The sequence below is a fragment of the Promicromonospora sp. MS192 genome, from assembly GCF_049532985.1.
In the GTDB taxonomy this organism is placed as follows: domain Bacteria; phylum Actinomycetota; class Actinomycetes; order Actinomycetales; family Cellulomonadaceae; genus Promicromonospora.
Genome location: NZ_CP186693.1, coordinates 5324022 through 5345804, shown reverse-complemented (window position 1 = coordinate 5345804; position 21783 = coordinate 5324022). Strand labels below are relative to the sequence as shown.

General features: G+C 72.9%; 17 protein-coding genes and 1 pseudogene. 8 read left to right on the top strand and 10 right to left on the bottom strand.

The window, feature by feature from the left end; translation table 11 throughout:
* Positions 1-69 precede the first annotated feature (69 nt).
* From folE to dacB, 7 genes and pseudogenes are all read right to left on the bottom strand, one after another.
* Positions 70-693 (bottom strand): GTP cyclohydrolase I FolE, encoded by a 624-nt coding sequence (gene folE, locus ACO229_RS23940; RefSeq protein WP_397413326.1) that lies wholly within the window; start codon positions 691-693, stop codon positions 70-72.
* A 26-nt stretch (positions 694-719) separates the two neighbouring features.
* Positions 720-2756: an ATP-dependent zinc metalloprotease FtsH gene (gene ftsH / locus ACO229_RS23935; RefSeq protein WP_397413325.1), complete on the bottom strand. Its 2037-nt coding sequence runs from the start codon at positions 2754-2756 to the stop codon at positions 720-722.
* Positions 2757-2939: 183 nt separating this feature from the next.
* The gene (gene hpt, locus ACO229_RS23930) at positions 2940-3494 is read right to left on the bottom strand and encodes a hypoxanthine phosphoribosyltransferase (RefSeq protein ID WP_397413324.1); all 555 of its coding nucleotides are present in this window, start codon (positions 3492-3494) and stop codon (positions 2940-2942) included.
* Between the two features lie 3 nt (positions 3495-3497).
* A complete protein-coding gene (locus ACO229_RS23925; RefSeq protein ID WP_423465340.1) occupies positions 3498-4481 on the bottom strand; it encodes a TilS substrate-binding domain-containing protein in 984 nt (327 codons plus the stop codon).
* Positions 4476-5279: pseudogene (locus ACO229_RS23920) on the bottom strand (tRNA lysidine(34) synthetase); the annotation flags it as partial. The gene ACO229_RS23925 and the pseudogene ACO229_RS23920, both read right to left, overlap by 6 nt.
* 140 nt (positions 5280-5419) lie before the next feature.
* Positions 5420-6499, bottom strand: coding sequence for a zinc-dependent metalloprotease (locus tag ACO229_RS23915; RefSeq protein WP_423463000.1), 1080 nt, complete (start codon positions 6497-6499; stop codon positions 5420-5422).
* Positions 6500-6532: 33 nt separating this feature from the next.
* A complete protein-coding gene (dacB, locus tag ACO229_RS23910) occupies positions 6533-7996 on the bottom strand; it encodes a D-alanyl-D-alanine carboxypeptidase/D-alanyl-D-alanine endopeptidase (RefSeq protein ID WP_397413320.1) in 1464 nt (487 codons plus the stop codon).
* Positions 7997-8253: 257 nt separating this feature from the next.
* On the opposite strand from dacB, the gene ACO229_RS23905 reads away from it, so the two are divergent.
* On the top strand, positions 8254-8754 hold the full coding sequence (locus ACO229_RS23905) for an inorganic diphosphatase (protein ID WP_119141774.1): 501 nt from the start codon (positions 8254-8256) through the stop codon (positions 8752-8754).
* 132 nt (positions 8755-8886) lie between these two features.
* On the opposite strand, the gene ACO229_RS23900 is transcribed toward ACO229_RS23905, so the two are convergent.
* Complete coding sequence (locus ACO229_RS23900) at positions 8887-10293, bottom strand: C40 family peptidase (RefSeq protein ID WP_423462999.1); 1407 nt, start codon at positions 10291-10293, stop codon at positions 8887-8889.
* Between the two features lie 434 nt (positions 10294-10727).
* On the opposite strand from ACO229_RS23900, the gene ACO229_RS23895 reads away from it, so the two are divergent.
* From ACO229_RS23895 to ACO229_RS23865, 7 genes are all read left to right on the top strand, one after another.
* A complete protein-coding gene (locus ACO229_RS23895; RefSeq protein WP_423462998.1) occupies positions 10728-12062 on the top strand; it encodes a bifunctional o-acetylhomoserine/o-acetylserine sulfhydrylase in 1335 nt (444 codons plus the stop codon).
* A gap of 137 nt (positions 12063-12199) precedes the next feature.
* Complete coding sequence (gene metX / locus ACO229_RS23890) at positions 12200-13498, top strand: homoserine O-acetyltransferase MetX (RefSeq protein WP_397413314.1); 1299 nt, start codon at positions 12200-12202, stop codon at positions 13496-13498.
* Positions 13499-13538: 40 nt separating this feature from the next.
* Positions 13539-13976, top strand: a complete 438-nt coding sequence (locus ACO229_RS23885) for a VOC family protein (RefSeq protein WP_397432257.1) — start codon at positions 13539-13541, stop codon at positions 13974-13976.
* Positions 13977-14055: 79 nt separating this feature from the next.
* Positions 14056-15288: a YncE family protein gene (locus tag ACO229_RS23880; protein ID WP_423462997.1), complete on the top strand. Its 1233-nt coding sequence runs from the start codon at positions 14056-14058 to the stop codon at positions 15286-15288.
* A 9-nt stretch (positions 15289-15297) separates the two neighbouring features.
* Positions 15298-16257 carry a zinc-binding dehydrogenase gene (locus ACO229_RS23875; RefSeq protein ID WP_423462996.1) on the top strand — a complete coding sequence of 320 codons (960 nt, stop codon included), beginning with the start codon at positions 15298-15300 and terminating at the stop codon, positions 16255-16257.
* A gap of 135 nt (positions 16258-16392) precedes the next feature.
* Positions 16393-18075: a discoidin domain-containing protein gene (locus ACO229_RS23870; RefSeq protein ID WP_423462995.1), complete on the top strand. Its 1683-nt coding sequence runs from the start codon at positions 16393-16395 to the stop codon at positions 18073-18075.
* A gap of 99 nt (positions 18076-18174) precedes the next feature.
* Positions 18175-19194, top strand: coding sequence for a LacI family DNA-binding transcriptional regulator (locus ACO229_RS23865; RefSeq protein WP_423462994.1), 1020 nt, complete (start codon positions 18175-18177; stop codon positions 19192-19194).
* Between the two features lie 21 nt (positions 19195-19215).
* Here the strand turns inward: ACO229_RS23865 and ACO229_RS23860 are convergent, their stop codons facing one another.
* Complete coding sequence (locus tag ACO229_RS23860) at positions 19216-21291, bottom strand: hypothetical protein (RefSeq protein ID WP_423462993.1); 2076 nt, start codon at positions 21289-21291, stop codon at positions 19216-19218.
* Between the two features lie 126 nt (positions 21292-21417).
* Complete coding sequence (locus ACO229_RS23855) at positions 21418-21741, bottom strand: thiamine-binding protein (RefSeq protein ID WP_397413305.1); 324 nt, start codon at positions 21739-21741, stop codon at positions 21418-21420.
* Between the last annotated feature and the right edge of the window lie 42 nt (positions 21742-21783).

The window sequence follows — 21783 nt, the reverse complement described above, 5'->3', positions numbered from 1 at the left end:
CCCCGGACAGCTCCGGCAGGCCGAGCACCCGGGCGTCCCGGGCCCGATGGCCGGTGGTGGGGGCCACCGTCACTTCCCCGCGATGAGGCTCATCGCCTCGGCGCGGGTGGCGGCGTCGCGCATGACGCCGCGCACCGCGGACGTGATGGTCCGCGAGCCGGGCTTGCGGACGCCCCGCATGGACATGCACAGGTGCTCGCACTCGACCACGACGAGCACGCCGCGCGGTTCGAGGATCTCCACGAGGGAGTCCGCGATCTGGGTGGTCATGCGCTCCTGCACCTGCGGGCGGCGCGCGTAGACCTCGACGAGCCGGGCCAGCTTGCTCAGGCCCGTGATGCGCCCGTCGACGTTGGGGATGTAGCCCACGTGCGCGACGCCGTGGAACGGCACCAGGTGGTGCTCGCAGGTGGAGTACACCTCGATGTTCTTGACCAGCACCATCTCCTCGTGCCCGAGGTCGAAGGTGGTAGTCAGCACGTCGCCGGCCTCCTGGCGCAAGCCGGCGAAGATCTCCTGGTACGCCCGGGCCACGCGGGCCGGCGTCTCGCGCAGGCCCTCGCGGTCCGGGTCCTCGCCGACCGCGAGGAGGAACTCCCGCACGGCCGCCTCGGCCCGTGCGGCGTCGTACGGCGGGATGTCCGCCGGACGCCGCACGGGCGCCGTCACGGGGGTGACTGACCTGTCGGTCATGGTGCTGCTCCGGTCGTCGTTCGTGCTCAGTTCGGCGAGTCCGTGGGCGCCGCGTCCGTCGGGGGCGCCACGTCCAGCACCGCCTCGTCCTGCGGCACCACGGAGTGGCCGTTCTGGGCGGCCAGCTCCTTGGGCGTCAGCACCGGACCACGCGTGTGCACGGTGCGCTGCTCGCTGGACAGCCAGACGTCGCGCGCGGGGCGCTTCTGGACGGGCCGGAAGACCTCCTCCAGCTCCTTCTGGTTCAGCGTCTCCTTGTCGAGCAGCCGCAGCACCAGGTCGTCGAGCACGTCGCGGTGCTGGGTCAGCACCTCCCACGCCTCGTCGTGCGCGGCCTCGACGAACTTGCGCACCTCCTCGTCGATGGTGCCGGCCACCGACTCGGAGTAGTCCCGCTCGTGGCCGTAGTCGCGGCCGAGGAACGGCTCACCGCCGCTCGTGCCGAGCTTGATGGCGCCGATCTTCTCGCTCATGCCGTACTCGGTGACCATCTTGCGGGCGATGGCGGAGGCCTTCTCGATGTCGTTCGACGCGCCCGTGGTGGGGTCGTGGAACACGATCTCCTCGGCCACCCGGCCGCCCATCGCATAGGCGAGCTGGTCGAGCAGCTCGTTGCGCGTGGTCGAGTACTTGTCCTCGAGCGGCATGACCATGGTGTAGCCCAGGGCCCGGCCGCGCGGCAGGATCGTCACCTTGGTCACGGGGTCCGTGTAGCGCATCGCGGCCGCCACCAGGGCGTGGCCGCCCTCGTGGTACGCGGTGATCTTCTGCTCCTTGACGTTCATGACGCGGGTGCGCTTCTGCGGCCCGGCCACGACGCGGTCGATCGCCTCGTCCAGCGCGCGGTCGTCGATGAGCTGCGCGCCGCTGCGGGCGGTGAGCAGCGCGGCCTCGTTGAGCACGTTCGCCAGGTCGGCACCCGTGAAGCCCGGGGTGCGCCGGGCGACGGCCGCGAGGTCCACCTCCGGGACCATCGGCTTGCCCTGCGCGTGCACGTGGAGGATGGCCTCGCGGCCCTTAAGGTCCGGGGCCTCCACGGCGACCTGGCGGTCGAAGCGGCCCGGCCGCAGCAGCGCCGGGTCGAGGATGTCGGGACGGTTGGTCGCTGCGATGAGGATGACGTTCGTCTTGACGTCGAAGCCGTCCATCTCGACGAGCATCTGGTTCAGGGTCTGCTCGCGCTCGTCGTGCCCGCCGCCCATGCCGGCACCGCGGTGGCGGCCGACGGCGTCGATCTCGTCCACGAAGATGATCGCCGGGGAGTTCTGCTTGGCCTGCTCGAACAGGTCACGCACACGGCTGGCGCCCACGCCGACGAACATCTCGACGAAGTCCGAGCCGGAGATCGAGTAGAACGGCACGCCGGCCTCGCCCGCGACGGCGCGCGCGATCAGCGTCTTACCGGTACCGGGCGGACCGTACAGCAGCACGCCCTTGGGGATCTTGGCGCCGACGGCCTGGAACTTCGCCGGCTCCTGCAGGAACTCCTTGATCTCCTGCAGCTCCTCCACGGCCTCGTCCACGCCGGCGACGTCGGCGAACGTCACCTGCGGGGTGTCCTTGCTGGCGAGCTTGGCCTTGGACTTGCCGAAGCCCATGACCCGGTTGCCGCCGCCCTGGGCCCTCGAGAGCAGGAACCAGAACACGACGCCGATCAGGAGGAACGGGATCAGCACCGACAGCATGGAGGACCAGAAGCTGGGCTGCGGCACCTCCGAGTTGAACCCGTCGGCCGGGTCGGCCTTCACGATCGCGTCCTCGAGGCGGTCGCCCTGGGGCTGCGTGTAGAAGAACTCGACCGTCTTGCCGTGGTCGACCTCCTCGGCGTCCTCGCCCTCACCCTCGGTCGACTTGTACGCCTTGGTGAGCTCGAGCTCGACCCGCTGCTCGCCGTCGACCATGAGCGCGTGCTTGACCGTGCCGCCCTCGAGCAGCTCGATGCCCTGCGACGTCTCGATGCGGGAGACGCTGGGCTGATTCAGTGCCGAGATGGCCAGGGTCACCACGACCAGGGCGACCAGGATCCAGATGACCGGCCCACTCAGAAGCTTCTTGATGTTCATCGGCGACGGGGACCAGGCCCCGTTTCCCTCCGCTCGCGCAGTATGTTTCCGTCGAAACTACATGGTCTCCCTGGGAGGAGCCCCGAGTGTTCGCCCAGAGCATGTGATGCCTGGGCCACACCTCGCCCAGACGTGACGAACCGCCCGGGACGGGCACTCGCGGGGTCGTCAGGTGCTGGTATCTCAGCCCCCGTAGACGTGCGGTGCCAGGGTGGCAACGAACGGCAGGTTCCGATAGTTCTCGGCGTAGTCGAGGCCGTACCCCACGACGAACTCGTTGGGGATGTCGTACCCGAGGTACTTGACCTCGACGTCGGCCTGCGCGGCGTCGGGCTTGCGCAGCATCGAGGCGATCTCGACCGACTCCGGACCGCGCGAGCGCAGGTTCGACACGAGCCAGGACAGTGTGAGCCCCGAGTCGATGATGTCCTCGACGATGAGCACGTTACGGCCCGTCAGGTCGGCGTCGAGGTCCTTGAGGATGCGGACCACGCCCGACGACTTGGTGCCCGACCCGTACGACGACACCGCCATCCAGTCCATCTGGACCGGGTGGTGCAGGCGCCGGGACAGGTCGGCCATGACCATGACCGCACCCTTGAGGACACCGACCAGGAGCAGGTCCTTGCCCGCGTAGTCCGCGTCGATCTGGGCTGCCATCTCGTCCAGCTTCTTGGTGAGCTGCTCCTCGGTGAGCAGCACCTCTGCGAGGTCGGTGCCGACGTCGGACTGGTCCACGGGTCACTCCTGGGTTGTGCTGGGGGGCCGGACGCCGGTCCTGCCGTCCGGTACGTCGGTCGGCGCGGCGCGCAGGAAAAGCCTGCCACACGCGCGACGGGCCCGTGCGCCACCCGGCAGGTGGACCGGCCCCTGACCGGCCCACGCCACGACGAGCGCGTCCAGGGCGTCCACGTGCCGCGCGGAGGTGTCCGACGGCGGGCAGCCGACGGCGAGCGCGGCAAGCCGCAGCGCACGACGGCGCAGCGCGGGGTGGGCGTCGTGGAGCAGGGTGGCGTCGAGGGTCAGGTCCTTGGTGTGGGCGGGTTCCGGGGTGTCGCGGGCGCGTGCCGAGGTATTGCGGGTGGGTGTGCCGTAGGTGGGTGTGCCGTAGGTGGGCGTCACGGTGTCGAGGGCAGGTTCCGGGGCAGCGTGGGCAGGTTCCGCGGTGCCGTGGGCGGGTTCCGGAGCGTCGACACCAGCCCGCTCCAGGAGGTTGGCGGCCAGCGCGTCCAGCAGGTCGGCGTCGTCGCGGAGCTGGTCCGCGGTGCGCGCGAGCGCCTCTGCCACACCGGGGCCCAAGGTCTCCTCCAGCACGGGAAGCACCCGCCCGCGCACCTGCGACCGCAGCGGCACGAACGCCCGGTCCGCACTGCCCGGTCGGTTCCTTGCTGGCATTTGCGTGCGGCTTCGGTCCATTGCCTCGAGATCGGTCGCCCGATGGACCGATCTCGAGGCAACCGACCGATCTGCCCGTGGGGAATCAGCAAGGGACCGATCGGGGCGCGAAGCATCGCCGGCCCCCGGCGGGAAGTCAGCAGCGTCACCGGTTCCCGGCGAGGAACCAGCAACCTCACCGCCCCCCGACGGGAAGTCAGCAGCGTCGCCGGCCCCCGGCGGGAAATCAGCAGCGTCACCGGCTCCCGGCGAGGAACCAGCAACCTCACCGCCCCCCGGCGAGAAGTCAGCAGCGTCACCGGCCCCCGACGGGAAATCAGCAGGGGGCAGCAGGTTCGTCGGGTCCGTCCAGAAGTCCAGCCCGTGCGCGGCGCACACCGCCTCGGTCTGCACCCGCCGCAGACCGAGGAACGGCCGGCGGAAGATGCCGCGCTCGCGGGGCATGCCGGCCAGCGACCGGGCCCCGGCGCCCCGGGCGAGGCCCAGCAGCACCTGTTCCGCCTGGTCGTCGAGGGTGTGCCCGAGCAGCACGATCCGCGCCCCCACCTCCCCGGCGACTCCCTCGATGGCGCCGTACCGAGCTTCCCGGGCCTCCCCCTCGGGTCCGTCCGAGCCGAACGTAGACACCGTCGCCCCATGAGCCGCCATGGAGCGAGCTTCCCCACGTTCGACACCAGCCCGGTCCACACGAGCCCCGTCCGCACCCGCCCCGTCCACACCCGCCACGTCCACACTCGCCACGTCCGCACCCGCCCCGTCCACACCAGCCCGGTCGGCGGCCGCCGGGGCAGACCCAGCCGGCGGCGGGCCGGGCCGCCAGGCCGCGGGGCGGATCAGCACCGGGGACAGGCCCAGGGCGCGGCACTGCGCGGCCGCGCGCTCGGCAATCTGCGCGGAGCCCGGCTGGAGACCGTGGTCCACGATCACCGCGCCCGCCCGCACGGCGTACCCCCGCGAGCGCACGGAGCGGCCGACCCGCCGGGCCTCGTACGCCGTGACCGCCGCGAGCGCCAGGCTGTCGGCCCCGCCGGAGCATGCGACCAGCACGAGCTCGTCCGGGCCGAGCTCCGCCAGCACCGCCCGGACAGCGTTCCGGGCCGCGGCGACGGCCGGGTCGACGCGGGCCACGTCAGCGCCTCCCGCCGTCGGGCACGACCCGGCGGACCGGCGCCCGGCCGGCCGCCGCCACCCGGCGGACCGGCGCACGGCCGCCCGCAGCCACCCGGCAGTCCGGCACGGCGCCCCGAACCCTCATCAGCGTCCCCTCGTCACCCGTGCACCCGCCGCACCCATGCCCGGGCATCGGCGATCTCGCGGGCGCTCGGCAGGTTCTCCGGGGCGGCCCACACGGCGTTCAGCCCGTCGCGCCCCACGGCCCGTTCCACGGAACGCACGAACGCCGCCCCGTCGCGGTACTGAGCGAGCTTGGCGTCCATGCCGAGCAGCTTCTGGATCACCACGTCGAAGGTGTTGCGCCCCTCGCCGTCGCGCCGGCGCTCGAACCGTGCGCGGATGCGCCGCACCGAGGGCACCACGCGCGGCCCGACGGCGTCCATCATCACGTCGGCGTGCCCCTCCAGGAGGGCCATGACGGCGGTGATGTCGGCGAGCTCGGCCTTCTGGTCGTGGGTGAGCATGCCGTCCATGAGGGTGCCGCCGTCGCCTCGCAGGGCGTCCAGGACGGACCGGCCGATCGCCACGACCTTCTTGTCGAACCGGGCCTTGGCCAGCTCCGCGGACGTGCGCGCCATCCCGGCCACCAGGTGCCGCGTGCGGCCGCTGAGGTGCTCGGCGAGCCAGGGCGCCGCGGCGAACTGCAGGGCGTGCGTCTGCTCGTGGAGGCACACCCAGAGCCGGAAGTCCCGGACGGGGACGTGCAGCGCGCGCTCGGCCTGGAGCACGTTGGGCGCGACGAGCAGGAGCCGGCCGGGACCGGAGTACGGGTCGAACTGGCCCAGGACCCGGCCGCTGAGCAGCGCGAGGACCGCCCCGATCTCCGCGGCGCCGGCGAGCTGGGCCCCGGCGGAGGTGGCGCCCTTCGAGATCTCGGCGACGACGGCGCCCAGCCCGTCGGTCATGACGGCCATGGACTGCGTGTTGACGCGTGCCCACGTGGCGCGGTCCACGACGGCGACCGGGCTCAGCGCCTCACCCGCCCCTGCAGCCGGTTGCATGCGCGTGGTCTCCAGCACGTGCCCGACGGCGTTCCCCGCTGCCGAGCGCAATCCGCTCACCAGGGCGGCGAGCTCCTCCCGGGGAGCCCGGGGACCGGGCGGCGAGAGGCGCCCGGCGATCTGTGCTGCCGCCGTCCAGTCGACGACCTGCGGGGCGGTGGAGGCCTGGGTCACCGGACCACGGTAACGGTCACGGCCCGGGCCGCGTCAGCCGCCCTGGGCCGGGAGCGCGCTGTAGCTCGCGAGCTGACCCACGAAGTCGTCGTAGATCCAGGTGGCGCCCACGGTCTTGTCGGCCGGGATGGCGTCGGCCAGGATCGAGAAGACCAGGAGCCGGTCGTCGGCCGTGACCACCGTGCCCGCGAGCGCCCGGACCTTGGGCAGGCTCCCCGTCTTGGCGCGGGCCAGGCCGCGGGCGGGGTTGTCGCCGGAGAACCGGCCGTGGCTGGTGTCGAGGGTGCCCGACAGGCCCGCGACGGGCATGCCCACCGCCTCGCTGCGCAGGGTCGGGTGGGCCGGGTCGACCATGACCTCCAGCAGGTCCACGAGCTGTTCGGAGCTCAGGTAAGACCCGTCACCGAGCCCCGAGCAGTCGCGCAGCCGCGCGCCCGTCATGTCGACGCCGAGCCCCTTCGCGGCGGTGATCACGGCCTGCGTCGCGCCGTCGTTCGAGCCGGGCAGCCCGGCGTCCACGGCGACGAGGCGCCCGAGCACCTCGGTGATCGTGTTGTCGGAGTACTGCATGGCGAACCCGACGACGTCGCCCAGCGGCGCCGAGCTGACCTGGCCGAGCACCTGCGCGTCGGCAGGCGCGGTCTCGTCGACCACGGCACCCGCGGTCGTGAGGCCCTCGTCCTCCAGCGCCGCGGCGAAGGCCTCGGCGGCGTACTTGCCGGGGTCGGACGCGCGGGGCCCGTTGTCGCTGTACCCGTCGGACAGCAGGCCCACGTTGACGCCCAGGGAGGAGACGGGGGCGATGTACCCGGCCGCGATGTCGGGGCTGGCCACGGTCGGCGCGATGTCGTCGCCGGTGAAGAGCGTGTCGTCCAGCGCGACGCGCACCTGGGTGGTGCCGGTGACCTTGACCCGGGCGGCGACCTGCTGGGCGAGGTCGGCGAGCCCGGCGCGGCCGTTGACGGCGTCCGGGTCGCCGTGGCCCGCCGCGAGCATCATGTCCCCCGCACCCACGAGCACGACGGTGTTGTCACCGACGAGCACCGCCTTGGTGTCCAGCGTGGAGTCCGCGGGGAACGCCGACAGCGCGGCGACGCCGGTGAACAGCTTCTGCGTGGAGGCAGGGGTCATCAGCTTGTCGGGGCTGGAGGAGCCCAGCACCTCGCCCGACGCCCCGTCGGCCACCACGACGCCGACGCGCGAACCCAGCCGCTTGTCCTTGGCCAGGCCCGAGACCAGCCGCTGCATCTCCACGCTGTCGGGCACGGGGGCGTCGTCGGGCAGGCCGCTCAGGAGCGCGGCGGGGGCGGGACCCTCGACCGCTCCGGGAGCCGTCGGGAAGGGGTTGGGCTCGGGCCACGGCTCGGCCGTGGTGAGCATGCCGGGGACCATGTCGTAGGCGTCGGCGACGAGGTACCCGCCGAACAGCGCGACGACCGCGGCGACGGCAGCGCCGGAGCGCAACCCCCACTCCATGGGCATCCTCTCGATCGTCACGTAAGAGCCATCTGCAACTCTAGTCGCGGCAAACCGGGTGACCGGTACGGCGAGGTCGATCCGCGGGAAATTTCACCCGCTCGCGCGCGTGGCTCACGCGCGCGACGCGCACGCTGCGAATTATGCCCAACACGGAGAGTGGTCCTGACCACAGGTCACGGTCGGGACACAGGACCCGTGGCACACTGGACGGGCGCAAGGCCGCCGCCGCGGTAAGTCACTTCGGCGACCATCTTCGAGAACTGGAGCACATCGGCGTGGAGTTCGACGTCACGATCGAGATCCCCAAGGGTCAGCGGAACAAGTACGAGGTGGATCACGAGACCGGACGCATCCGCCTCGACCGCATGCTCTTCACCTCGACGCGCTACCCCGACGACTACGGCTTCATCGAGGGCACCCTCGGCGAGGACGGCGACCCGCTGGACGCACTGGTCCTGCTGGAGGAGCCGACCTTCCCCGGCTGCCTGATCAAGTGCCGCGCGCTGGGCATGTTCCGCATGCGGGACGAGGCCGGCGGTGACGACAAGGTGCTGTGCGTGCCGACGGGTGACCAGCGTGCCGCGTGGCGCCAGGACATCGACGACGTCTCGGACTTCCACCGCCTGGAGATCCAGCACTTCTTCGAGGTCTACAAGGACCTCGAGCCGGGCAAGTCGGTCGAGGGCGCCCACTGGGTGGGCCGCGCGGACGCCGAGGCCGAGATCGTGCGCTCGATCCAGCGCGCCAAGGACACGGGCTACTACGACAAGCACTGAGCCCGACGCGCCGAGACGGACCTGGGGGCGAGACGGGACCGGGGCGAGACGGGACCGGGGCGGAGCGACCGAGCGGGTCGCTCCGCCCCGGCTCTGTCTCGGCGGGGTCGGCAGGCTCGGCGGGGCCGGCGGTTACGGGCGGCCCGCGTAGGGCATCGCGCCGGACAGGCGCAGCGGGTTCTCCGCGAGCGGGTAGCCGGGCAGCGTCGCCTCGATCATCATGCCGCTGCCCGAGTACATCGCGACGTGGTAGATCGACGACGGGTCTGCCGGGTTCGAACCGTAGAAGATGAGGTCACCCGGCCGGAGGGCGTCGTACCCGACCTTGCCGACCGCGAGGTACTGCGACCGCGACGTCCGCGTGATGTCCACGCCCTGGCTCGCCCACGACATCATGGTCAGGCCCGAGCAGTCGTAGGCGGTGGGCCCCGCCGCACCGAGCAGGTAGGGCGCCCCGATCCGGGTCCGCGCCCAGGCCACCGCACCGTAGCCGCGGTCCGCGGACCCGGTGGACACCCCGGACGTGGGCGGGCCGACGACGACCGGCGGCGCCGGTGGGGCGACCGATCCGCCCGACGAGCCCTCGGCCGAGGAGGCCGTGTCACCCGCCCCGGGGCCGTCCGGGCCCTCCGCACCGGAGGCCTCCTCGTCCCCCGACGATGCGGCAGCCTCTTCCTGGGCCGCCGCCTCCGCGGCCTCCCTGGCCGCCTGCTGCCGTTCGAGCTCCGCCTTCGCGGCGGCCTCCCGGGCGGCAGCCTCGGCCGCGGCCCGCGCCTCCTCCCGCTGCCGCTCGATCTCCACGCTCGTGCGCCGCAGCTGCGCGAGCCGCTCGACGAGGGCCTGCCGCTGGACCTCGGCGGCCTGCGTCCGCGCGGCGAGGTCGGCGGCGGCCGTCTGCGCCGCGTCGAACGCCGACTCCGCCTGGGCCGCGGCGGCGTCCCGGTGGGCCTTGGCCGCCGTCCACCGCGCGTCGGCGGACTCCGAGGCCGCCCGCGCCTCCTGGTACTCGGCCAGCGACCCCCCGAGCTTGCGCTGCACCGCGCGCTCGGCGGCGCTGCGCCCCACCATGTCCGGCACCGACTCGGCCTCGAGGGCGACACCGAGCGACCCCAGGCCGTCGTCGCGGGCAGAGGCGCGATAGACCTCCGCCAGGCTCCCGCGGGCGGCCACCTCGCCGGCGTGCGCCTTCTCGGCCGCCGCGCGGGCCTCGGCCACCTCCCGCTGTGCCTCCTGGACGGCCTGCTGCGCCTCGGCGTAGTCGGCCGCGGCCATCTGCACCCGCACCTGGGCCGCCTCGAGCTCGGTGCGGAGCGCGACGAGCGCCGCCTCGGCCTGCCGGACGTCGAGGGTCCCGGCCGCGACCGCGTCACGGGCGGCCTGCGCCTCCTGCTCGGAGGGTGCCGACGGCGGGTCCGCGGGCGGATCGGCCTTGGCCACCGGGCCCCAGGGAATCACCAGCCCGAGTGCGAGCACCGCCGCCGCGAGCGCACGCATCACCAGCACCGCGCCGTGGCCGCTCCCGTGTCGAACCTGTCCCATGATCCCCCTTCCGATCGGCGCGCTCCCGGCGTGTCGCCTTGCGCAGATCCCGTGAATCACTCCGATGTCATCGACCAATGTGACCCACGGCGCCGGTTCGCGCTACCGGAAGGCAAACGGTGCACCAAGGGCGCGCCAGCACCCCGCGAGCCGGCGGCCGTCTCATTTTCGAATCTCAAAATACAAGACACGGGTTTCGGCCCCGCTCGCGGCCGTCTACGGTCTCACCCATGACTCGTCGAATGTGTTGTTGACCCAGCGCACGTTCGCCTGCCCTCGGCCGTCCGGCCGGACATCCGCGTGCGCGCCAACCCGCCGCGGACCCACCTCCTGATGCGCAGGCCCCCTGGGGGCACGCCGCGGCACGTCTCTGCCCGCCAGCCAGAAGCAGTCCGCCCGATGCACCGCCACCACAGCCAGGAAGCAGGAGAGCCATGACGCAGCCCCAGTGGTCGTTCGAGACCCGCCAGATCCACGCCGGCCAGGAGCCGGACCCCGCCACCGGCGCCCGCGCGCTGCCGATCTACCAGACGACGTCGTTCGTGTTCCCCGACGCCGGGGTCGCGGCGGAACGGTTCGCGCTGAAGGACCTCGGCCCCATCTACACCCGCATCGGCAACCCCACGCAGCAGGTGGTCGAGGACCGGATCGCCAGCCTCGAGGGCGGCGTCGGCGCCCTGCTGGTCGCCTCCGGCCAGGCCGCGGAGTCGCTCGCGATCCTCAACCTGGCGCAGGCCGGCGACCACGTCGTCGCGTCCGCGAGCCTCTACGGCGGCACCTACAACCTGCTGCACCACACGCTGCCCAAGTTCGGCATCGAGACCACGTTCGTGGACGACCCGCACGACCTCGACGCGTGGCGCGCCGCCGTCCGCCCGAACACCAAGGCATTCTTCGGCGAGACCATCCCCAACCCGCGCTCGGACGTGCTCGACATCGAGGGCGTCGCCGGTGTGGCCCACGAGACCGGTGTGCCCCTCATCGTGGACAACACCGTCGCGACGCCGTACCTCATCCGCCCGTTCGAGCACGGTGCCGACATCGTGGTGCACTCCGCGACCAAGTACCTGGGCGGCCACGGCAGCGCGATCGGCGGCGTGATCGTCGACGGCGGCCGGTTCGACTTCGCGGCCGACCCCGAGCGGTTCCCCGGCTTCAACACGCCGGACCCGAGCTACAACGGGCTCGTGTTCGCGCGCGACCTCGGCGTCGACGGCGCACTGGGCGCCAACCTGGCGTTCGTGCTCAAGGCGCGCGTCCAGCTCCTGCGCGACCTCGGCGCGGCCATCTCCCCGTTCAACGCCTTCCTGCTGGCCCAGGGTCTGGAGACCCTGTCCCTGCGGGTGGAGCGGCACGTCGCCAACGCCCAGCACGTCTCAGGATGGCTGGAGGCCCGGGACGACGTCCGCGGCGTCCACTACGCGGGCCTGCCGAGCTCGCCCTGGTACGGCAACGCCCAGAAGTACGCGCCGAAGGGTGCGGGTGCCGTGCTCGCCTTCGAGCTCGACGGTGGTACCGAGGCGGGCCAGGCCTTCGTCTCGGCTCTGCAGCTGCACTCCAACGTGGCGAACATCGGCGACGTCCGCTCGCTCGTGATCCACCCCGCGTCCACCACGCACTCCCAGCTCACGCCGGAGGAGCAGGCACTGTCGGGCGTGACGCCCGGCCTGGTCCGCCTCGCGGTGGGCCTGGAGAACGTGGAGGACATCCTGGCCGACCTGGAGCTCGGCTTCACCGCCGCGAAGAACCTCCTCGGCGAGGAACGCTGATCGACCCGTCCACGCCCGGGGCGGGCACCGGAGAACCCTCCGGTGCCCGCCCCGGGCGTGTCCCGCGAGCACGACCGCGAGGCACCCACCCCGAGCTCACCACCCTGAGCTCACCATCCCGAGCCGCAGGAGGAGCCATGGCCATCACCACCCCGGAGGCCGCTCACGGTGCCCTGGACGCCGACGTCCACGATCCCGAGGTCCGCACGGCGCGCGTGCCGTTCCCCGTGCCCGAGGGCACGTCCGGCGGTGACGTCACGGCACCGCGCCCGGCAGGACCGGTCGAGACCTCGCGCTCCCGGAGCAAGCCGCCGGTGCCGCCGAGCGGCGCGTGGCGCGAGGGAGACGACCCGGGCCGCCGGCAGTTCGCCGACGTCGGCACGTTCGAGCTCGAGGCCGGAGGGCGGCTGCCCGACGTCCGCGTGGCCTACGAGACGTGGGGCACGCTGAACGCCGACGGCTCGAACGCGGTGCTCGTGCTGCACGCCCTGACCGGCGACTCCCACGTGGTGGGCGACGCCGGCCCCGGTCACCCGACGGCCGGCTGGTGGTCGCAGATGGTCGGCCCGGGCCGGCCCATCGACACCGACCGGTACTTCGTGGTGGCACCCAACGCGCTGGGCGGCTGCCAGGGCACCACGGGGCCCTCGTCCACGGCGCACGACGGGCGCCCCTGGGGCGGCCGCTTCCCGTACGTGACCACCCGGGACCAGGTCGCCGTGGAGATCGCTCTGACCCGGGAGCTGGGCATCCGATCCTGGGATCTCGTCATCGGCGCCTCGATGGGCGGGCTGCGCGTGCTGGAGTGGGCGCTGCTGGGGCCGGAGGCCGGCATCGAGGTGCGCAACCTCGCCGCCATCGCGACCACGGCGCAGACCGGCGGGGACCAGATCGCCTGGGCGCACCCGCAGCTCGCCGCGATCCGCATGGACCCGCGCTTCCGGGGCGGCGACTACTACGACGCGGCCGACGACGACGGCCCCCACGCCGGCCTGGGCATCGCCCGGCAGATCGCGCACACGACGTACCGCACGGGCTACGAGCTGGACCAGCGCTTCGGCCGCCTGCCGCAGGGCGGCGAGGACCCGTTCTCGGGCGGCCGCTTCGCCGTCCAGTCCTACCTGGACCACCACGGCGACAAGCTGGCCCGCCGGTTCGACGCCAACTCCTACCTCGTGCTCACCGAGTCCATGCTGTCGCACGACCTGGGCCGCGACCGCGGCGGCGTCGAGGCCGCACTCAGCCAGGTCACCGCGCGGACGCTCGTGGTGGCCGTGGACAGCGACCGGCTGTTCCCGCCCCAGCAGTCCGCGCGGCTCGCCCAGTGGATCCCGGGCGCGGAACCGCTGCGGATCGTGACGAGCGACGTGGGCCACGACGGTTTCCTCGTGGAGGCCGACCAGATCGGCCCGATGGTCGGTGAGTTCCTCGGGTAACCATCCGGCGGTCCGCCCGGGCCAGGCTTAGCGTGGAGGCATGGCAAAGCTCAATCCGTACCTCAGCTTCCGGTCCGAGGCCAAGGATGCTCTGGCCTTCTACCAGTCCGTGCTCGGCGGCGAGCTGGACGTCAGCACCTTCGGTGGAACCCCGATGGAGGGGATGCCCACACCCGACGAGGACAAGGACCTCGTCATGCACGGCCAGCTCGACACCCCGGGCGGGCTCACCATCATGGCGGCGGACACGCCGTCGTTCATGGAGTACGTGGCGCCGTCCGCGGGCGTGACCGTCGCCCTGACGGGCGGCCCGGACGACCACGAGTACATCAAGGGCGCCTTCGAGAAGCTGTCCGACGGCGCGACGCCGGGCCAGCCGCTCGAGCTCGCGCCGTGGGGCGACTACTACGGGGCGCTCACGGACAGGTTCGGCATCTCCTGGATGTTCGACATCGCCACGGAGCAGTCCGCCGGGTGATCTTTCGTTACTGAACCTGACTCCAGTACCCTTCGTCGGGCTGGTCGGAGCCGACCGGCCCGACGAAGAGGAGCGTCCAGTGACACAGCGCCGTGCACTCTCCATCCTTGCCTCGCTCGGCCTCGCGGTGTCCGCCGCGGCCACCGCCTCCGCACCCGCGCACGCCGACCCGCCCCCGCGCGAGGTGCTGTTCGTCGCCAACAACTGGGACGGCACGGCCTCCGTGCTGTCCTCCGGCGCGGACCTCACCCCGGTCGGCGAGATCGACGTGATCCCCGACCGCGAGCAGCGGATGCGCGAGATCTACCGGGACCCGATCCGGCTGGCGGCGTTCCTGGTCATCCGGGAGACCGTCGGCGAGGGCCACGACCAGTTCGCCGACGACATGTACACCACTCCCGACGGCACGTCCCTGGTGGTGTCCCGGCCGAGCTTCGCCGACGTCGTCTCCATCAGCCTCGCCACGGGCGAGGTCGAGTGGCGGTTCCCGGTGTCGGGCCTGCGGGCCGACCACATGGCGGTGTCGCCCGACGGGACGCAGGTCGCCGTCTCGGCCTCGACCGGCAACCGGGTGCACGTGCTGGACATCGAGACCGGCGAGGAGGCCGGCTCGTTCCCCACGGGCGACAAGCCGCACGAGAACGTCTACACGGCCGACGGGCTGATCTGGAACATGTCGATCGGCGAGGTGAACAACGACCTGGACGACCCGGCGCTCGACTTCCTCAAGGGCGACCGCGTCATCACCGTCGCCGACGCCGAGACGTTCGAGGTGGTCCGCGAGATCGACATGCGCGACCGGCTCGACGACGCGGGGCTCGGCCACCTGTCCGACGCCGTCCGCCCCGCCACGTTCAGCCCCGACGAGTCGACGCTCTACTTCCAGGTCTCGTTCTTCGGCGGGTTCCTGGAGTACGACGTCGCCGCCGACCGCATCACGCGGGTCAAGACGCTGCCGCGCGTGTTCGACGGCCGCCGCGACGAGATGGTCAACGACTCGCGGCACCACGGCCTGACCATGCAGCCCACGGGTGAGCACCTGTGCGTCGCGGGAACCATGGACGACTACGCGATGGTCGTGGACCGGGCCACGCTGGCCGAGGGGCCTTTGATCGAGGTCGCGAAGCCGTACTGGTCCACCGTGACCGGCGACGGCGCGGCGTGCGTCGTCTCGGAGTCGGCGGCCGACCAGGTGACCTCCATCGACTTCGCGACGGGGCGGAAGATCACGTCCGTGCCCGTGGGCGACCACCCGCAGCGGGTGCGGCTCGGCACGGTGCCCGCCGGCTGGTCCGGCACCACCGGCGAGTAGGTTGAGAACATGCTCGCCGCCTTCGTGACCCGCTTCTCGCCCGACAGCCCTCTCGACGGCCTGGAGGTGGGCGACCGCCCCGAGCCGGCCGCCGTCGAGCACTGGACCACCGTGGACGTCCGGGCCGCGAGCCTGAACCACCACGACCTGTGGTCGCTGCGCGGCGTCGGCCTGCGCGAGGAACAGCTGCCGATGATCCTCGGCACGGACGCCGCCGGCGTGGCCCCGGACGGCTCCGAGGTGATCGTGCACGGCGTCGTCGGGGCCGACGGCCACGGCGTCGGGCCGAAGGAACCGCGGTCGCTCCTGTCGGAGCGCTACCCCGGGACGCTCGCCGAGCGGGTGTCCGTGCCGACGGCGAACCTCGTGCCGAAGCCCGCCGAGCTGTCGTTCGAGGAGGCGGCCTGCCTGCCGACGGCGTGGCTCACCGCGTACACGATGCTGTTCACGAAGGGCGGCCTCGCCCCGGGCGACCGCGTGCTCGTGCAGGGTGCGGGCGGCGGGCTCGCGACGGCGGCGGTGGCCCTCGGCGCGGCCGCGGGGCTGGAGGTGTGGGTGACCTCCCGCTCCGCGGAGAAGCGGGAGCGAGCCGTCGCCCTGGGCGCGGCGGGCGCCGTCGAGACCGGTGCGCGGCTGCCCGCGCGCGTGGACGCCGTGCTGGAGTCGGTGGGCCAGGCGACGTGGGCCCACTCGGTCCGCTCGGTGCGTCCGGGCGGCACGGTGCTGGTCTGCGGGGCCACGTCGGGCGACGCCGCGCCGGCCGAGCTGACCCGCGTCTTCTTCCAGGAGCTCCGGATCCAGGGAGTCACCATGGGCACCCGCGAGGACCTGGGCGCGCTCGCCCGGTTCTGCGCGCGCACCGGCGTGCGGCCGGTGGTCGACGCCGAGGTGCCGCTCGCCAAGGCCGCGGAGGGCCTCGCCCGCCTGCACGAGGGGGCGCAGTTCGGCAAGGTCGTCGTCCGCCCCTGACGGCTCTCACTTACAGCCCGGTCAGCAAACTTCGCCGAAAGTCTTGACCCGGGTCCGGAATGTCCGCGACAGTGTCAGAGAGCGCTCTCTCACACCGCTCGAAGTGCCAGACCGACGTTCGAAGGAGCACGTCAGATGCGCAGACACCTCCGCCTGCTCGCGGCAGCGACCACCGCCGCGGCCCTCCTCGCCCTGGGTGCGATCACCCAGGTCACCACCGCCTCGGCCGCCGCCGAACCGCTCTCCCAGGGCCGGCCCGTCACCACGTCCAGCACCGAGTTCGACTGGAGCACCGGCGCCGCTGCCGTCGACGGCGACCCCGGCACCCGCTGGTCCAGCGCCGCCGCCGACAACCAGTGGATCCGCATCGACCTGGGCTCCGTCCAGGCGATCGACCGGGTCGTGCTCGACTGGGAGACGGCGTACGCGTCCGGCTTCCGTATCGAGACCTCGGCCGACGGCGCGGCGTGGTCCACGATCTACTCGACCACCACCGGTACGGGCGGCGACCAGAGCCTCGACGTCGACGGCTCCGGCCGCTACCTGCGGCTCTGGGCCACCCAGCGCGCCACCCAGTGGGGCGTCTCCCTCTGGGAGCTGCAGGTGTTCGGCACCGGGGGCGGCACGCCCACCGACACCTCGCTCCTCTCCTACGGCAAGCAGGGCAGCGCCTCCAGCTCGCAGAACGACGGCAACTGCTGGCTCTGCTCCCCCGACAAGGCCTTCGACCTGGACCCGGCCAGCCGCTGGGCCGTCAGCCCCGACACGGGCTGGGTCGACGAGGGCTGGATCGCCGTGGACCTCGGGGCCGCCGCGCACGTGACCAGCGTGGTGCTGCAGTGGGACCCGGCGTTCGCGACGACGTTCGACATCGAGGTCTCCGACAACGGCTCGACGTGGCGCACCGTGCACACGACCACGAACGGCACCGGTTTCAAGCAGACCATCCCGCTCGACGCGAACGGCCGGCACGTGCGCGTGCACATGCGCGACCGGAGCGGCCCCTACGGCTACTCGCTCTGGGAGTTCCAGGTCTACGGCACGGGCGGCGCGCCCACCGCTCCCCCGGCCGAGCCCGCCGACCCCGACTTCGACGACCTCGACCTGGTGTGGAGCGACGAGTTCAACGGCCCGGCGGGCACCGCGGCCGACGGCTCGAAGTGGCACATCGACGCGGGCCTGCCGCAGAACAACGAGCAGCAGGTCTACACCCCGAGCGGCAACGGGTTCCAGGACGGTCAGGGCAACTTCGTGCTGGAGGCCCGGCGGGAGGACCGTGACGGCCGGCAGTACACGTCGCACCGGATGAACACCTCGAACACGTTCCACGCGCAGTACGGCCGGTTCGAGGCCCGCGTGAAGGTGCCCGAGGGCCGCGGCCTGTGGCCCGCGTTCTGGATGATGGGCTCCGACTTCCTCGACGGCCGCCCCTGGCCGTACAACGGGGAGATCGACATCATGGAGTTCATCGGCCAGAACCCGACCCAGGCCCACTCCACGCTGCACGCCCCCGCGTACAACGGCGGGGGCGGCTACGGCGGGGCGTACGCCCTGCCGGACGGGTCGAAGATCTCGGACGGCTTCCACACCTGGGCCGCCGAGTGGGACAGCGAGGGCATCCAGTTCTCGCTCGACGGCCGCGACGTGTTCTACGCGGACAAGGACACGGTCGAGTCGACGCTCGGGCCGTGGGTCTACGACCACGAGTTCTACCTGATCCTCAACCTCGCGGTGGGCGGTGACTGGCCCGGCCCGCCGGACGCGAGCACCCCGTTCCCGTCCCGCATGCTCGTCGACTACGTCCGCGTCTACCAGTAACCCTTCGTTCGTCGAGTGCTGGGTTCTCGCCCCTTCGAGGCACGAGAAAGGGCGAGAACCCAGCACTCGACGAAGCGGGGTGGGGGGTATAAAGGGCGGGTGCAACGTCCTACCTTGGAGGTCGTCGCCTCGGTGGCCGGGGTCTCGCGCGCGACCGTGTCGCGGGTGATCAACGAGGTGCCCACCGTCGACCCCGAGATCGTCGAAGTGGTGCGGCGGGCGATCGAGGAGACCGGGTACGTGCCGAACCTCGCGGCCCGCTCCCTCGTGACGCGACGCACGGGCTCGGTGGCGCTCGTGGTCTCCGAGCCGCCGGAGCAGCGTTCGCCGCTGCCGTTCCTCGAACGCCTCTTCACCGACCCGTACCTGGGCCGCGTGACGGCGGGCGCGCAGGAGGTGCTGCGGCCCCGCGACATCCACCTCGCGATCATCCCCGCCGACCCGCCCGCCCACGACCAGGTGGTGCGGTACGTGCGGCAAGGGCACGTCGACGGCGTCCTGCTCATCACGTCCAGCTCCGCCGACCCGCTGCCGGGGCGGCTCGCCGGCCTCGCCGTGCCGCTGGTGCTGTCCACCCGCACCGACCTGGCGGACGTCGCCTGGGTCGACCTGGACCAGGCCGCCGGCGGACGGCTGGCGGCCGAGCACCTCGCGGGCGCCGGCCGCACCCGGCTCGCGGTGGTCGCCGGGCCCGCCGACGCCCCGTTCGGGCACGCCCGGCTCCAGGGTTTCCTCGACGGCGTACGCGCCGCCGGCCTGCGGGAGCCCGAGGTGGTCCCCGCCGACTTCACGCGCCCGGGCGGCGAGGCCGCGGTCCGCGCCCTCCTGGCCGCCCGGCCGGACATCGACGGCGTCTTCGCGGCGAACGACCTCATGGCGGACGGCGTCTCGACGGCTCTGCGGGCCGCCGGCCGGGACGTGCCGCGCGACGTCGCCGTGGTGGGCTTCGACGACTCGAGCGTCGCCGCCCAGGCCCACCCGCCGCTCACGACCGTGCGGCAGCCCGTCGAGGACATGGCCAGCGCCATGGCGCGGCTGCTGCTCGCCGCACTGGACGGCGCGAGCACGGGCGGCTCTGCGACCTTCGTGCCCGAGCTCGTGGTGCGCGCCTCCGGCTGACCGGCGGTCCGGCCCGCCGGCTCAGGCGAACCGGCGGGAGAACTCCTCGACCAGTGTCGGTCCGGTGTCGCCGATGCGCCACACGTTCCAGCCGTCGGCCGTGTACGAGCCGGACGCCGCCGTGGCCGCCGAGTCCGGGTGCCGGTAGCGGGCGCCGTTGGTGAGCTCGATGGCGCCGTCCGGCAGGAGCATCGCCTCGAAGTGCTGGTTGCGGCGCGGACGCGACCACACGATGCGCGTGGGCGTGCCGATGCTGCGGGCCAGCGCCTCCAGGTCGGGGTCGTCCTCCTCCTCGAACAGCATCGGGGTGCTGGCCCGGATGCTCTCGTTCGGCGGCACGGGGCGCGCGGGCGCCTCGGGAGCGCTCGACGGGTAGGGGTCCGCGTCGAACGTCGGCCCGCCGAAGCCGGTGTCGGGTCCGGACAGGTAGCCGCCGGACTCCCAGGGTGCCCGGTCCGTGGCGACGGACGCCGCCGGATCCGCGTAGGAGTCCTGGTAGGCGGTCGGCTCGCCGTACCCGTATCCGCCCTGGTCGTAGGTCGGGGCGTCAGCCGTGTAGCCGTACGAGGACGGGGCGGGCGCGAAGCTGGACTCGCCCTGGTAGCTCGGCTCGGGCGTGTAGCGCGGCTGCGTGATGTCGAGGTCGGCCGGCTCGTCCGCGACGTACGGGGTGCCGTTGTCGTACGACGGCGGCTGCCACAGGTTCTCGTCGGGCTGCGGCTGCACGCCGCCCCCCGGGTACGCGGGCGCGGCCGACGGCGTCGGGTTCGACGGCGGGTAGGCCGACGTCGGCTCGTCGGGCTGCGACGACGCCGCGAACCGGTCGGTGCGCGAGCGCCGCCGCATCGCGGGTGCCGGAGCGGGCGCGGAGTCCGGGGCCGGGACCGACTGGACGGGCACGGAGGGCACGGTGGCGTCGCCCAGCGAGGAGCGGCTGGCCGAGAGGCGCGGGGGCGTGGTCGGCGTCGGGCGGGACTCGGCGCCCGGGCGGACCGGCGAGACCTGCGCGCCGCTCGGGGGCGGCGGGACGGGGCTCGGCGCGGCCGGCGGAGCAGGGACCGGTGCGGCGTCGGACGAGCTCGCGGCGGCCTGCGCCCGGCGCGAGGCACGGGTGCCGCCCGCGCGCTCGGCGGCGCCGGACCGGGCACCGCCCGAGCGGAGGCCGGCCCGCAGGCCGGTCGCGGCGTTGGTCGGGCCCGAGGGCGGGTTGTCGGCCAGCGGAGCCGGCGCCGCGGTGCGGTTGGACCGCTCGGCCTGCTTCGCCGCCCGCTCGGAGCGCGACTGCAGCGCGTGGGGCTCGCGATCGGTCCGGGACTGCGGCGTCTGCGCGACGACCGGCATCTTGCCCGTGAGGGCGTACCCGACCTTCACACCCTCCTCGAAGGCGTCCTTCGGTGCGGACCCGCCGCCCGTGACGCCGCCGGTGACGCCCGCGTCCATGGACGTGCTCACCGAGCTGTCCATCGAGGCCGTGATGGTGCCGCCGATCGGCGCCGACTTCGGAGCCGGCAGGCCCGGCGGGAGGTGCACCACGAGCGGTGAGACGTCGAGGAACTTGCGGCCGTCGTCCGAGTTCACCACGCCCATCTTCAGCACCTCGACGGGCATCGAGGGCTGGCGCAGGAAGTCGACGGCGTTGAGGATCTCGTCGGGGGCGTTCTGGCAGATGATGATGAGCCGTGCGCCGGACCCGCCGTTCTTGCCCGCCTGCGTGCGGGTGATCGGCACGCTGTCGTAGAACGCCGCGACGTCGTGCTGGAACGAGCTCGCGCCGCCGCTGTAGCGCGCGGCGAGGTCGGCGCGCGTCAGCCGGCCGGCCGCGCCCGCGTGGTCGAGCGCCTTGGCGAGGTTCTCCCGGTCGAGGTCGGCGACCAGCTCGACGACGACGGGCGAACCGGACGCATCGAGCGCGAGCAGGTGCGGCTCGTCCGGGCCGGACCCCTGCGCGATGGGGAAGACCTCCTCGCCGAGCAGGCCGTCGATGTGGGAGTCGACCACCTGGTTCGCCGTCGTCTTCAGGCCCGGCTCCGAGCCGCCCTTGCCGCCCGCGGACGTCACGAGGAGGGGCCGCTGGGTGTCGACCTCGAACAGTGGCATCTCGTGATCTCCCCGGGTCTTGCCGCATTGGTCCGCCTTAGCCTAAAGGCCGGGCGCAAGAGACCGGAAACACGCGAGTGAAGGGATCGTGAGGCTTGGCCTCACCCGGGGATCAGCACCGCTCGATCAGGAGTGGCCCGTCTCCGACTCGTCGGCGGCCAGGCGCTCCTCGACCCGGGCGATCTTGCTGTCGATCTGCCCGGCCGGGGCGCCGGGGCGGATGTCGGCCTTGATGACGAGCGAGACGCGGTGCCCGCCGCGGGCCACGGAGTCGGTGGCCCGCTGGATCACGGGCATCACCTCGTCCCACGAGCCCTCGATCTCGGTGAACATCGAGGTGGTTCGGTTCGGGAGCCCGGACTCCCGTACGATGCGGACGGCCTCGGCGACGGATTCGGCCACGGACTCGCCCGCGGTCATGGGGGCGACGGAAAACGCGAAGACAGCCATGCCCCCAGTCTGCCCCTGACGGGTTCGCGGCGGACGTAGGCT

What these genes read in the sequence shown, in the direction of transcription:
- folE (WP_397413326.1), bottom strand. Translation starts at nt 693, where the DNA reads ATGACCGACAGGTCAGTCACCCCCGTGACGGCGCCCGTGCGGCGTCCG.
- ftsH (WP_397413325.1), bottom strand. Translation starts at nt 2,756, where the DNA reads ATGAACATCAAGAAGCTTCTGAGTGGGCCGGTCATCTGGATCCTGGTC.
- ACO229_RS23900 (WP_423462999.1), bottom strand. Translation starts at nt 10,293, where the DNA reads ATGGGACAGGTTCGACACGGGAGCGGCCACGGCGCGGTGCTGGTGATG.
- ACO229_RS23895 (WP_423462998.1), top strand. Translation starts at nt 10,728, where the DNA reads ATGACGCAGCCCCAGTGGTCGTTCGAGACCCGCCAGATCCACGCCGGC.
- metX (WP_397413314.1), top strand. Translation starts at nt 12,200, where the DNA reads ATGGCCATCACCACCCCGGAGGCCGCTCACGGTGCCCTGGACGCCGAC.
- ACO229_RS23885 (WP_397432257.1), top strand. Translation starts at nt 13,539, where the DNA reads ATGGCAAAGCTCAATCCGTACCTCAGCTTCCGGTCCGAGGCCAAGGAT.
- ACO229_RS23875 (WP_423462996.1), top strand. Translation starts at nt 15,298, where the DNA reads ATGCTCGCCGCCTTCGTGACCCGCTTCTCGCCCGACAGCCCTCTCGAC.
- ACO229_RS23870 (WP_423462995.1), top strand. Translation starts at nt 16,393, where the DNA reads ATGCGCAGACACCTCCGCCTGCTCGCGGCAGCGACCACCGCCGCGGCC.
- ACO229_RS23860 (WP_423462993.1), bottom strand. Translation starts at nt 21,291, where the DNA reads ATGCCACTGTTCGAGGTCGACACCCAGCGGCCCCTCCTCGTGACGTCC.
- ACO229_RS23855 (WP_397413305.1), bottom strand. Translation starts at nt 21,741, where the DNA reads ATGGCTGTCTTCGCGTTTTCCGTCGCCCCCATGACCGCGGGCGAGTCC.